Consider the following 12,120-nt stretch of genomic DNA (forward strand, 5'->3'; position numbering starts at 1 on the left):
GCCGGGTCCATTACCCAGTCGCTTCGGTATCAGCCCAGCTGGGCTGGGGGTGGTGTCTCCGGAACGGCGGGCACGCCCTGCCGGAAGATCGGGTTCAGGATGCGCAGCGCCTTGTCGGGTAGACCATCGCCTGGGTAGAAGGTTGCCAACAGATCTTCGGCGGCGTCGATGTCGTGGATGTTGCAGATCGCGAGGAGGTTGGCGATGTCTTGCACATCACGGCCGGGTCGAGACGCGTTCATCTTCATCGCCAGCAGAGCCCGGGGTGAGGCGACTTCGACGGTGATGTTCTCGTCCGCGTAGAGACTTTCCCACCCGGGGTCTGCGCCGTATGCGGGGACGAACAGCGCAGCGTTGCTGTTCAGCCAGTCGTCCGGCCACCCATTCTCGTTAGCGACGTCGATCGCAGCGTCGAGGATGGGCTGCTCTGGGTAGAGGACCGCGTCGACGTCGGCGGTGGTGCGGCGATCGAAGTAGCGAAGGGCGAGGGCCGCTCCTCCAACGATGCGGATACCGGCGGGCTGGCCGCGGGTGCGGAGTATTTCGATGACCGCGTTGATACCGCGGATGAGGTCAGCCCTGTCGAGCTGGTCACCCGGCATCAGACACTCTCCAGCGTCGCGGACTCGATGAGGATGCCGCGTCGAAGGAACGCAGCCGGCACCCGCGCCGGATCAGCCGGAATGTCGTAGACGCTCGAGCGGGGGGCCCAGGAGTCTTCTGGGTTGCCTGTTCTGGCGGCAACCCAATCCGGAACGGGCAAGTCGTCCGAGGTCAGCCGGTATTCGCAGAGCGCCGCGATCGCAGCGTCCCAGTGCCCGGACCCGGTCGGGGCAGGCTCGGTGAGGGTCAGGCCGACCCGCGTGGCGCCGCGCTCGGCGGCGAGGTTGTCGGCGAGCTGCAGGAAGCGACGGAACGCCACCGCATCATCCGACGCCTCAGTGGCGTCGCTGATTTCAGACGCGATGTGGGCTGCATCGCTACGCACAGTCGGCACCGTGACAATGGAGTGCCTGGTCGCGCGGAGAAGCGCGTCCAGCGTGGTCACCAACGGTTCGCGCTTTCCGTGCTCGATCAAAGACAACGATGAACCTGCAACGCCGGAACGGCTCGAGAGATCGCTCTGGCTGAGCCCGCTCGCCGCTCTCGCCGACCGAGCCAGAACGTTCGCTGCCATGACTCCGCCTTTACTAGTTAGTAAAAGCATATCAGGGAGCCTCATCGCATCCGCTGGTTGCCGTCGTTCGGGTAGACACAGCCTGGTCTCACATAAGAGCATTCGACTGGTGATCTGGGGCGAAGTAGCCGTCCGGCGGGGCTACGTAGGGCAACAGGTCACCGGGTTTGCTTTCGTCTTCGGAGCCGGCGAAGGGGCCGTCCGGGGAGAGCAGCACGGCCATCTGCCGGTCGCAGTGGGTGAGCCACCAGTCGCTCATTGCAGCTGGGTCTTGGCGGGCTTTCTCCCACGCCCGCCAGAGGGCTTCGATGCGGCTGATGGCTTCTTCGCTTTTCCACCAGGACGCCCGCCACCGGAAGTTCCCACGTCCCGGGCGGGTGATCTGGCGCCGGTATTTGTAGCGCAGCTGCTTCCGCACGAACTCGTCCGCCGACCCGTAGAACAGTGTCGGTACGAATTTCTCCGCCTCCCCGTCCTCTTCTGCGTTGTCGGGTTCGTCGTCGAAGTCGTAGCTGCTTCCCATTGTTACGATCGGCCGGGTTCGTGGGCGGCGATGGACGCTGTGATCGCCGCGACCGTGTTCTTACTACCGGTGAACCAGGGCAGGGTTCGAAGGAGCGCTGCACGATTTCCGGAGGAGAACATCACGGCGCGGCCGCGGGGCATGTCTGCGAGTTCCTGCACCTCGAGGATCTTCTCCCGCTTCAATGCGGACGAGGTGGAGCGGATGCCGCGGTTGAGGCTGACGGAGGTGGTCTCCCGGTCGTAGGTGCCGATCAGGTCCGACATTTCGCCTAGGAATGCGGGCTCGGAGACGCCGCCGGCATAGATCTTGACGTTGGACGCAGACCAGAGCTTTCGCATACCGTCTTGCCCGAACACCGCGATGCCCTGACTGTAGGACTGGAACACGCTCATGATCGGAATCCCCCGGGACCCGAAGTGGGAGTACAGGTCAGGCAGGTCTGTCCACCGGCAGACGTTCGCCGCCTCATCCAGCAACCCCAGCAACGGCGTCTGCAGCCGGCCGCCGGGTGAGTTCGATGCCAACTCTTCGGCCGCCTCGATCGTGGCAGCGGTGAGAGCAGTGACGAGGGGCCCTGCGGTGCCGGCGCCTTCCTTGGACAGGCTGTAAAGGGTGCCAGTGCCCTTCACGAACTCGTGCGGATCGAACTCTGGTCTCGGAATGAGCGGGGAGGGGTCAGGGTTCACCCATCGTTCGATGCCGGTGTTGTTCAGGCACGCAGCCATCCGTTCCGCGGACGAATAAATACCGTCCCGTTGTTTCTCAGTGGCCTGCTGCACGGCGCTGACGCTTTCCGCGAGACGCTGGTACCCGGCGCGTTCAAGGTAGGTGACAGCCTGGGTGCGGCTGACGTTCGTCAACCACTCATACACATCGGTGACCGGCCGGCCACCGACAGCAGCTGCGAGGAGGAACGCGGCGAGGAGGTTCTGCCCTTTCCCATCGAAGTACGCATCCGTCTTAGCCCCCGGCAGGGTAGTGCCGGAGGCGAAGTGCTGCGCCATCTTCGCCGCCTTCGTGTCATCAATGACGTAGGACAGCGGGTTCCACCACCACGTGGGCTCCTCCAACGCGACGCGTTGCGGATCGAACACCCACACCGGCCCTACCGTGCCGCGCGGGTCACGGGTCGCATCAAGAACGTCCCGCTTGTTCGACGTCGTCACGACCGCGCCGGGCGCCGCGGTGATGGCCGGGATCACTAACGAGGTCGATTTCCCGACACGGGGGCCAGCGATGAGGATCATCATGTCCTCAAACGACGCGTATACCGTTCGCGCGCCGAGCAGCAGCTTCCCGATGGGGATCCCGGCGGAGTCTGCCACGCCGAGACGCGCAGACTTCTTCCGCGCCAGCTTGGACTGCAGGCCGTCGAGATCCCGGGCCCGGGCCATGTACCGGGCAGCATGGTCAACGCTGGTGCGCCCCTTCCGACCAGCGGCGCGCACCCACAAACAGAAACCTCCGACACCGATCATCAGGCCAACCAGGACGCTAGCGATGAGGGTTCCGGTGGGTGGCCAGGTGATGGTGTCGCGGAGTAGGCCGCTGATGATCGCGAACGGGTCCGAAGGCAACCCCGGGTTCAGGCCGTCTGCTTTTGACCCGACGGCCACCGAGATCCAGATGACGCCGACCGCGGTGAATGCGGTGAACGCGAAACCGAGCAGGAGGGCGTTGTTGGATTTCCCGGGTTCTAGGCGCCGGTTGTTGGCGACGCTCATGGCAAGATCTCCACGTTCACCGGGTCGGTGGTGCGTCCGGCGCGGGAGGCGGTGTGCCAGAGTTTGTTGGTGTCGTTGACCTCCATCTCCGCCTGCGTCAGTTCCACCCGGATAGGGATACCGGGCCGGCCGCCGACTTTGATCAGGAACCGGCCGCGGCCGGGAGGCTCTGCCTCGTGCCCGGAGACCGGGTCCCATGCGGGTGGGTCCTGCCAGGACGTAAGCATCGACTGCTCCGCCAAGGAAAGAGGTACGGCGGAGGTGAGCAGGGGCATTTCCGCGCCCGGTAGGCCGCCGCAGACGACCATCCCGGAGCGTTCCACGAACCCCTTGGCCTTCATCTGATCCTCCGTCGACGCCAACGAGAGAAGGTCGGACATGGTGTGCGAGATCATCGCGAGCCCAACCCCGCGAGCACGGTTCAGCCGGGTGAGGGCATCGACGCGGTCGACCATGCCACGTCCTGCGCGGAGGGCGCGCCAGAGCTCGTCCAGGATCACGAAGTAGTGCCGTCTCGGTTCCAGACCGGCGTCCGCTAGCGCGGCGGCGACGTTCACGGTTCCGAACCCCGCCGACCAGCAGGCGAGCAGGATCGCGGCTTGCAGGTCGCCTTCGGAGTCATCGATCGAGGACACGTCATACACAACAGGCCGGTCCCTGCGCATGGGTGTCGTGGTCTGCTGGGAGAACACTTCCCCCAGCCGCCCGCCGGTCGTGAGTCCGATAAGGGACGCTTCGAGGTTCTCGGTGATGGCTTTGTACCGGGTGAGGTCGCCGCGGTCCAGGGCCACCTGTCGGATCTGGTCCGGGGCCTCCTGGATGACCCGGAGCAGGTCAGCGAGCACGGGAACACCGTCGTGGGTTTCATCGAGGTATTTCAACGCCCGGTCGATGATCGTTTCCTCCCGGTCGGTTGGCGGCTCCGACCTCAGGATGGTGAGGAGTGCGGCGATCATGGTGTGTCGGCGGCCGTGCGCGTCCGCGAGGACCTGGTTGGCGAGGCGTTGCAGCTTCGCTGCACGCACACGTTCCCCGGTTGCCTCCCCCAGCAGCCGGTGGGTCTCTGCAGGGCTGGTCCCGGAGGTGGCCTGAGCTATCAGCGCGTCAGACAGGAGGAGAGCATCCTTGCTGGCGGTTGCGAGTCGGGCGGCGGCGTGGTGCGCTTCGCCAGGGTCAAGGATGTTCAGATACCCCCGGCCACGGCCAAGGGTGATGACCTGCCCGTCGAGCGCCCGGATGAGGTCCACGTAGTCCGGTTTCAAGTCCCCGAGTACAAGCGGCAGAGTGCCGTACCCGGCAAGCCCAGCAGCCATCCGGCGGGTGAGGGAGGATTTTCCGAGACCGGGCAGGCTGAGCACGAACATGGAAGGGTTGGAAATTAGGCGCGCGCGCCTAAACCACGAGATCGGGTCGCAGCACACCGACGCCCCCGTGGCCAAATTCTTGCCCAAGGGTACGCCGATCATCGGCGTTCCGGTGCCGACGGAGAACGGGTACAGCCCGCACACCTGCACCGTCGTCGCCCGGAACTCATCCGCCGGTTGAATGCTCACAGCCTGCCCGCCACCACGACCCAGCCATCCCGTGGCCGTCGGCCGAAGCGGCCGCTTCGGCGAGGCCTTCCGGACGGCCTTTTTCTTGCCGCCCGCGTGCGGAATCCGGCGCGCCTTCTTCACCCGCTTCGTGACCTTCTCCCGCGCCAACGGGGAACAAGCCACCAGAGTGGCTCGGGCAGTCGCCGTCTCACCTTTTGCTACAGCCCTCGCCCCGGTTGAGTCCTCAGGCGGCAGGACACCGCTCAGGGGGTCAGGCTCCGCCGGAACAAAGCCGTCCGGGAAACCTTCTACGGACATGTGGTGGTCGTGGTGGGTGCGGGTTTTGGATGTGTCGTTCATAGTGAGCCTCCAACAAGGCGTTGTCCGGTGAAGATGTGGTTGACCGCCCACCGGCACCGGGCTCGTGAGCGACGGTGCCGGAGGATAAGGGGCGCCGGTCAGAGCGCTTCCCTGACTTCGTTCGGGATCCGCAGATGCCGCGGCAGGATCAGCCCAAGTGGGAGTGCGGCCGCGAACGCGGAGTCTTGCGACCCGAATGCTGGCCGCATCCGAAGCCTTGCCGCCGCGGTCAGGGAGTCAATCGCCGCGCGTGCGTCCGCCTCGTGCGCCTGGTCGGTCGTGGTTGCGGTGACGATGAGGCCGAAGTTCATCAGCCCCGCCCCAGACGCCTCCTCCGAAGCCGTCGCCTGAGCGGAGCGGGTAGAGAGTGTCGAGCGTGCGGTGGGTTTGGTTGAGGCGGTGCTGTTGAACTGCGCCGCATTCAGATCCGCCTCTACCAAGGCTGCAGCGCGGGCCGGGTCGATAGGTCGGTACAGCAGTGTCACGCGTTTGCGCGCAATGTCACGGTGCGGCGCCAGGAGGCGGGCGAGGATCCCGGACTGCACGACACCTCGAGGCGGGCTCGTCATCGTCCACGACGTCGACACCGCCCCGTCATGCCGGTACGAGTCCCAGTGCGCCTCTGCCGAGGCGGGCCCGACATCCGTCCACGTCAGGTCCGCGGTATCTCCCGCCGCTTTCGCCTGATCGATCAGCAACGCCGCGGCCGGGTCGTATGCCACCCGGATGACTTCGCAGAGCTCCTGCGCCCCGAGCGGCCGGGCAGCACCGGCACCGGTGGACGCAAGACTGGACGTGAGCCCGGGGATGCGGGCGGCGAGATCGGTCGCTACTTCTGCGGCGTTTCGCCTTTTCCCACCGATCCGTGACGTTGCCGAGAACGTAAGTGCGATGTAGGCGCGGATCGTGGCGGACCCGACCGGGTAGGACTGCATCACTTCCGTAAGCATCGCCCGGGCGAACTCGGGTGCGTCAGGGTCCATGGACCCTTCCACTTCTCCGCGGAGCCGGGTTCCGGTGTCGGGTGCGGTCTCGATCGTGACCGATGCCGCCTCGATCCCGGGTTCGTCGCCGAGGTTCGAGAGCCAAATGCCGTATTCCGCGACCTGGTTGTTGACCTGCTCCTGATCCACCAAAGCGGCACCGTCCGGCTCGGTTGCGAGAACGATCGTGAAGTGCCGGGTCGCGGGGGTGCTGATCAGCGCGAACCGGCGGCCGTGTGAGTCGTCCCACTCGGTGAGCTGCGATGCGGCGGCAAGGCCAGGGAGTTGGAACGTGCCCCACTTCGCCCGGCCGACGGGGCCGGATCGGTAGACGTTTGCTCCTTTGAATTTGGTGCGTAGCCAATTCACCCGGACGACCGTCCTTCCCAGGGCTGATTGCCCGTGTTTGTCTTTCACTGAAACGGTGAGCAGCACCGCGCCGAAGATGCCTGCGACCATGAGCGCCGGGCCGAGCCCTGCGAACATGGACGCGACGATCGCGGCGACTATGCCTACGAACATGACGATCGTGGCCAACTGGCCCAGCCCGCCCAATCCTGCGGTTTGGGGTTTCCGCCAGTTGCCGTAGGTGCGTGGTGCGGTGACCGGCGGGGTGGCTGTTGTTGTGGTCATGGGTTAGCTCCCGTTCTCGTTACTGCCTGTCGCGTCAGCGGTCGCCGCTTTCACAGCGCCCGCTGCCGCTTTCGCGCCGTCCGCGACTTTTCCAGCAGCCGCGACGCCGATACCTACCGGCCCAGCCGCCGCCGCAGCGCCACCGGCAGCCGCGCCCCCGGCCGCGGCTCCGCCGCCAGCGGCTGAGCCGCTACTTGCAGCGCCGCTCGCGACCGAACCGCCACCAGCCGCAGCGCCACCCGACCCGGTGGCCGGCGAGAAGCCACCCTTCGCACCGGCGGCGGACGCACCGCTACCCGAAGGGCCATCCGTATTGCCGGCACCGCCACTGCTGCTACCGCCGCTGTTGCTTGCGCGGATAGCACCGGTGGCCAGCTCACCGGCCCCACCGATCGCTGCCGCACCGAGTAGCAGCCCGGCTCCCCCTCCCCCGCCACTGCCAACGGAGGAGACGGCGGGGATCATGAACCGCATCAGCGCCGGTAGAGCGATGAGGGCGATGAGCATGAGCGCGAGCCCGGTGACGATCTGGAACAGACCCGTCCCGTCGGATTTGAACAGGTCCGTGCCGGTCATCCGGAACGCGGTCGCGTAGACGATCGCGGCGGCGGGTTTGTAGAGGATGAACGCGATCGTCCACGCCAGCACCTTCTTGAACCATTGCCGGCCGATTTCGGTGTTCGTGAACGACGCCGCGATCGGGAAGATCCCTGCGAGGAGGACGAGCATCGCACCGCGGAACACCATCAGAGCGATCTGGATGTACGTCATCAGCACAGCGAGAAGCCCCATCAGGAACAGGCCGATCAGGCCGATAGGTGAAAGGGTCGTCAGGCCGATCATGGCGGCGACGTTGGTGCCGAAGCAGTTCGATTCCCCGTTCGTCACATCACAGTTCGTTGCGCTGTTGAGGATCGAAACGGAGAACTCATCCCCTGCGACCGTTGCCAACCGGATCACGACCAGCCCAGCACCCGCGACGGCGATCAGGGTGAAGATCCCGCCCATGAGTTCCTTCAGCGGGGTGGCGCGTTGCGTCCACGCCATCCGTGCGGCAGCAATCAGGATCGACAGAATCGCAAGGCCCGCGGTGTACCACTCCAGGTGTTGTTGCACCCAGCCGACGATCGAGGAGGCGTTGCTGCCGCGCATGGCTTGGGGCAGGAACCCGGCGACCAGGGCGGAGGCGGAGGAGAGCAGCACGACGGCTATCAGGATGATCCCGAGCCTGCCGAGGTGGGCTTCGCCATCCCCGTGCCGGCGGCGGCTTGCCATCATCACGCCTGCCGCGATCAGCGACACAACCGCGATACCCGCCCCCACCCAAGTGACGTAGCCGAGGATCTGTTCGAACGCCGCCGACCCGGCAGGGACCCCGCCGCCGTCTGAGCTTCCGCCGCCGTCAACGACCGTCACCGGGGACGGGACCCGCACCCACAGGGTGCCAAGAGACGCGAGAGCTTTCCCGAACCCTTCGAAGATGTTGTTCACGAACTGTTGCAGTGCGTCGTTGGAGGCTTTGGAGATGACATCTCCGACTCCTTCTCCGACTCCGCAGAGGATGTCGCCGAAATCGCATGCCATGTCAGATGCCCGCCCACGGTGTGTATCCGCCGAGGCTCTGCAGCGCGGAAGGAGGGAAAGGTGAAGTGCCGTCGTCGGCAGATGAGATTTTCCAGTCGCCGTCCAGCCATACGGCGGCCGCGGGGACTGAGACCAGCTGACCGGTGTTTGTCCGCCACGCGAGATCGACAGTGACTGCCGACCCGTCGTAGGAGAGGACTTTGAAGCCAGCGATCTGCGCGCTCAGTCCCCTGGTCGCTGATGTCGACGTCTTCGCAAGAGCTGCGTCCCGGCCGGGGCCGGGTTCTGCGAGCTGCTCAATCGCGGCTTTCGCGATCCGGGCGTCGGTGCCGAGCGCCCACCAGTTTGCAATAGCGAACAGCGCACCTTCCGAGGTGTGCGAGTAGCAAGACCGGACACCGTCAGCGCCTGTCACACCCGGACCGGCGTCTGGTGCGTTCGGTGCAGCGACCGTCCCGATGATGCTCCACTTTGTTGTCGGTGCGGAGGTCAGGGTCGGCGCCGTCTCGTAGCCGGCCAGCCCGCACACGCTTGCCGCGGCCGGGTCGATCGTCGCGGTGGCGGTGACGCCCGGTGTGGAGGCGGCGACCGGGTTGTTTTGGTCGCCGCCTCCACCCTGGGAGGTGAATGCGAGCAGAACAGCCGCGCCCGCGAGGGCGCCGACCGTGATCGCGCCGAAGATGAATCCTTTGCGGGTGAATGGGTTTCGCGGTTCTGCGTCGCTCATGACGTGCCTTTCCTGTGTGTGGGGGTGGGGTGTGCGGTTAGGCGCCCATGAGGAAGCCGACGATGGTGAACGCGGCGGAGATGATGATCACGCCGACGAGGAGTCGGCCGAGCCAGCCTCCGATTTCTCCGCCTTCACCACGTCTGGCGGAGACGGTCATGGTGACGCCGAGGATGATGAGGCCGACGACGGCGACGCCGAGGCCGAGCCATTTGGCCCAGCCCATGATCGTGGTGAACGCCTCGAACCCGGGGGGCATGGTGCCGGCGCCGGGGTCGGGTACTGCGCCGTGGACGGTGACCAGGGCGCCCGCGGTGGTGATGATGTCGCCTGCAGCTACCAGAAGAGACATGAGTAGTTCCGTTTCTGTATTTTTGGTTGTCCACCACCGCGGTCGCGGGGTGAAGAATGTAGGGCCCCGAGGCTTGGGTGTTATGGGTTGGCGACGGGGCCGTCGGTGAAGCCGACGTCGAAGTGCAGATGGTTGGTGGTGTCTTGGAATTGGGTGATGTGGCTGTACGTCGCCGTCCGGCATTGCGCCTGCCCCGCACGAGATCCGGCAGGCACGAGCGGGTCGAGGATCGAGAGCAGTTTCATGGAGTCCGTGTCGCACCCGGTGAGGCCGTGGCCGTTTAGGGAGTAGAAGTCCACGGCGTGCCCGCCGCCGTTGATCCAGTGCGCGGACTCGGTGCCTGCGCCTTCGATGGAGCCGGTGCATTGCCGGTTAAGGTCCGAGACGCCGACCTGACCGAAATTGTTCAGCGCGATGGTGATGACCTGCAGGATGCGCACGTCGATACCGCAGATGCTCGAGGCGGACCCGTCAGCGACCCCGCGTATCTCGGCGGCGTACCGGTCTTCTGCGAGAACGAGCTTCCCTGCGCCCATCGCCGCAACTAGGTTCACGGCGAGGGCTTTCGCGTCACCGGAGACAGCGCAGCCCCCTCCCCCGGCACCGGCCGGACTACCGCCGGTCAGGAAGGTCATAATTGCTACCGCGTCGGCGCGGAACTGTGTGTAGTAGTTCGGGTCTGCGTTGCCCTGCACAGCGTTGATCGTCAAAGACGGGTCCATGCTCTCCCACCCGGCGACACCGGGGAGGCGGGCAAAGAAGAGGGACGCCGAGCTGGTCGGGTCCATCCGCTCTGCGACACTCCCCCAGAAGCTCTGCTGCTGGAACAGGCCGATCGAGTCAGCGACCGACCCGTCAGGGTTGATCGCCCCGTCGCCGTAGTCGAGGTTCCGGAGGGTTGACTCCCCTATCGCCGCCTGGACACCGATGGTTTGCGCGGCCGCCGGCAGGCCCAGAGTGACGGCCGCGTTCGCGATCAGTGCAGCATTCACGAGCTGGTCATGCGTGTACGCACCAACCGCAGCGTCGGCCGCGATCCCGTCAACGTTGATCTGAGTGCCCGAACCGACCGTGCAGGCAGACGCGGAATCGCCACCGAAGAAGAGCACCCACATCGACAGCATGACGACTAGGACTGGGACGAGGACGACGGCGAGAATCCCGATGCCCCCCTTACCGGCGGCCACTATCAGTCACCAGCTAACGGAATGACCTGCTCTACCAGCCACGGGTCGGTCACCTCTGGGCGGTTGACGTACACGGAGTAGTCACCACTGTCCGTCGGGACGATAACCCGAATGGTGAATGCGCCGTCACCGTCACGTACCCGCGCGTCTCCGGTCACGGCCCTGCAGGGCACCCTTGCCGGGTCAACGGTTCCGTAAGCCACCGCAGCCGTCTGACTGAGGAACGGGTAGAGGTTATTGATCCACGTCTCGCGATCGAGGGCTGGGCGGCAGAACGCCGTTACGACGGCAGATGCGATCGAGATTGCTTCAGCCCCGACCTCAGGAGACGTCGGCGGCTGGTCCGCGTCGTGCGGGACAGACGCTGATGGCGAGACGGACGCGGGTGCCGAGTGCGGCTGTCCCTGTGCCTCCGACGCAATCCCGGGGGTGTTCGCCGTCCGCTCCCCCGCTTGGGAAGTGCATCCCAACAGTAGGGACGCAAGAACGCCCACAGCAACCAACCGACCAACCCGATTTCGAAGCATTTGTCGGTCCCTTCTACGTACGGCGAACAACTTGAGCTCAGATGGGCAAAAACCAATATGAGCCTGTCTATCCCTTTTTGACCTAGGCAATAAAGAATTGCCCTACACATCCAGTTTGATTATAGGTGGCAATTTGTGAATGTCCACGCACAGTCTCTAGACGACATAGGCCATCGAAATAGCGGCCGGATCCCCACGAAACGGCGCAAGTCGGCGCTGCACAGGGATGGTGGCCGCGGAATAGGTGCCTTCGGCCGACGCATCCTGGGGTGGAACGTCACCCTCTGCAGCCTGGAAAATCGGTAACTTAGTCGAATGGACAGCTTCGAGTACCGGAAAGAGCTTGCGAAGCGCGTCAACGCCCTCGTGGTTGTCTACGAATTCGAGACAGAGTCATCCCTCAAATTCGCTACGGTCCAAACTGCTCTCGATGAGGTCGGCGTCTCCATCAGCCGGCAACGATGGTCCTACATCAAGACTGGTTCAGGGTTCGCGGTGAAAGATCCGGCATTGCTGGAAGCAATCGCGAAGTTCTTCGGGGCTGATTCGGAATTCCTATTGGACCTCTCATCCCCGCCCGGTGACGAGCTGCAACGGCGCATCGATCACGTCATCCGGCTGCGCCGCGCAAATGTCGCGAAAGTCGCGACACGAGCGCTCGGGCAGCTCGACCCGGAGCTTGCGGAATCACTCGTCCGAGCTATTGAGGAAAGCGCCGATCCTAGCGAGTCGCGCAAAACCCTCGACCCGATGGATTAGCCAACGCGAGACGCTGGAGTTCTGACGCTCGACCCATTTGCAGCCC

The 12,120-nt window shown here is 65.1% G+C and carries 11 protein-coding genes; 1 reads left to right on the plus strand and 10 read right to left on the minus strand.

Annotated elements, in window-relative coordinates:
• Window positions 1-29: 29 nt before the first annotated feature.
• The 10 genes from FB464_RS19170 to FB464_RS19220 form a co-directional block, all read right to left on the minus strand.
• Window positions 30-602 (minus strand): DUF6036 family nucleotidyltransferase, encoded by a 573-nt coding sequence (locus tag FB464_RS19170; RefSeq protein WP_116416803.1) that lies wholly within the window; start codon window positions 600-602, stop codon window positions 30-32.
• Window positions 602-1,177, minus strand: a complete 576-nt coding sequence (locus tag FB464_RS19175; RefSeq protein WP_116416804.1) for a helix-turn-helix domain-containing protein — start codon at window positions 1,175-1,177, stop codon at window positions 602-604. Before FB464_RS19175 ends, FB464_RS19170 begins: the two co-directional genes overlap by 1 nt.
• A gap of 88 nt (window positions 1,178-1,265) precedes the next feature.
• Window positions 1,266-1,700 carry a DUF4913 domain-containing protein gene (locus FB464_RS19180; protein WP_116416805.1) on the minus strand — a complete coding sequence of 145 codons (435 nt, stop codon included), beginning with the start codon at window positions 1,698-1,700 and terminating at the stop codon, window positions 1,266-1,268.
• Window positions 1,701-1,702: 2 nt separating this feature from the next.
• Window positions 1,703-3,427 carry a type IV secretory system conjugative DNA transfer family protein gene (locus FB464_RS19185; protein WP_116416806.1) on the minus strand — a complete coding sequence of 575 codons (1,725 nt, stop codon included), beginning with the start codon at window positions 3,425-3,427 and terminating at the stop codon, window positions 1,703-1,705.
• Window positions 3,424-5,322, minus strand: a complete 1,899-nt coding sequence (locus FB464_RS20045; RefSeq protein ID WP_246093220.1) for an ATP/GTP-binding protein — start codon at window positions 5,320-5,322, stop codon at window positions 3,424-3,426. The genes FB464_RS19185 and FB464_RS20045 overlap by 4 nt, the downstream gene beginning before the upstream one ends.
• A 98-nt stretch (window positions 5,323-5,420) precedes the next feature.
• Window positions 5,421-6,938, minus strand: a complete 1,518-nt coding sequence (locus tag FB464_RS19200; RefSeq protein ID WP_211327507.1) for an SCO6880 family protein — start codon at window positions 6,936-6,938, stop codon at window positions 5,421-5,423.
• A gap of 3 nt (window positions 6,939-6,941) precedes the next feature.
• Window positions 6,942-8,522, minus strand: coding sequence for a hypothetical protein (locus FB464_RS19205; RefSeq protein ID WP_116416807.1), 1,581 nt, complete (start codon window positions 8,520-8,522; stop codon window positions 6,942-6,944).
• A gap of 1 nt (window position 8,523) precedes the next feature.
• Complete coding sequence (locus FB464_RS19210; protein WP_116416808.1) at window positions 8,524-9,249, minus strand: DUF8175 domain-containg protein; 726 nt, start codon at window positions 9,247-9,249, stop codon at window positions 8,524-8,526.
• Window positions 9,250-9,286: 37 nt separating this feature from the next.
• A complete protein-coding gene (locus tag FB464_RS19215) occupies window positions 9,287-9,601 on the minus strand; it encodes a hypothetical protein (RefSeq protein ID WP_116416809.1) in 315 nt (104 codons plus the stop codon).
• Window positions 9,602-9,681: 80 nt separating this feature from the next.
• Window positions 9,682-10,788 carry a hypothetical protein gene (locus FB464_RS19220; protein WP_116416810.1) on the minus strand — a complete coding sequence of 369 codons (1,107 nt, stop codon included), beginning with the start codon at window positions 10,786-10,788 and terminating at the stop codon, window positions 9,682-9,684.
• Window positions 10,789-11,630: 842 nt separating this feature from the next.
• Between FB464_RS19220 and FB464_RS19225 the strand changes: the two genes are divergently transcribed.
• Window positions 11,631-12,074 (plus strand): hypothetical protein, encoded by a 444-nt coding sequence (locus FB464_RS19225; RefSeq protein ID WP_116416812.1) that lies wholly within the window; start codon window positions 11,631-11,633, stop codon window positions 12,072-12,074.
• Window positions 12,075-12,120 lie beyond the last annotated feature (46 nt).

This window comes from Subtercola boreus (assembly GCF_006716115.1).
GTDB classification, from domain to species: domain Bacteria; phylum Actinomycetota; class Actinomycetes; order Actinomycetales; family Microbacteriaceae; genus Subtercola; species Subtercola boreus.

What these genes read in the sequence shown, in the direction of transcription:
- FB464_RS19225 (WP_116416812.1), top strand. Translation starts at nt 11,631, where the DNA reads ATGGACAGCTTCGAGTACCGGAAAGAGCTTGCGAAGCGCGTCAACGCC.
- FB464_RS19200 (WP_211327507.1), bottom strand. Translation starts at nt 6,938, where the DNA reads ATGACCACAACAACAGCCACCCCGCCGGTCACCGCACCACGCACCTAC.
- FB464_RS19205 (WP_116416807.1), bottom strand. Translation starts at nt 8,522, where the DNA reads ATGGCATGCGATTTCGGCGACATCCTCTGCGGAGTCGGAGAAGGAGTC.
- FB464_RS20045 (WP_246093220.1), bottom strand. Translation starts at nt 5,322, where the DNA reads ATGAACGACACATCCAAAACCCGCACCCACCACGACCACCACATGTCC.
- FB464_RS19180 (WP_116416805.1), bottom strand. Translation starts at nt 1,700, where the DNA reads ATGGGAAGCAGCTACGACTTCGACGACGAACCCGACAACGCAGAAGAG.
- FB464_RS19175 (WP_116416804.1), bottom strand. Translation starts at nt 1,177, where the DNA reads ATGGCAGCGAACGTTCTGGCTCGGTCGGCGAGAGCGGCGAGCGGGCTC.
- FB464_RS19210 (WP_116416808.1), bottom strand. Translation starts at nt 9,249, where the DNA reads ATGAGCGACGCAGAACCGCGAAACCCATTCACCCGCAAAGGATTCATC.
- FB464_RS19185 (WP_116416806.1), bottom strand. Translation starts at nt 3,427, where the DNA reads ATGAGCGTCGCCAACAACCGGCGCCTAGAACCCGGGAAATCCAACAAC.
- FB464_RS19170 (WP_116416803.1), bottom strand. Translation starts at nt 602, where the DNA reads ATGCCGGGTGACCAGCTCGACAGGGCTGACCTCATCCGCGGTATCAAC.
- FB464_RS19215 (WP_116416809.1), bottom strand. Translation starts at nt 9,601, where the DNA reads ATGTCTCTTCTGGTAGCTGCAGGCGACATCATCACCACCGCGGGCGCC.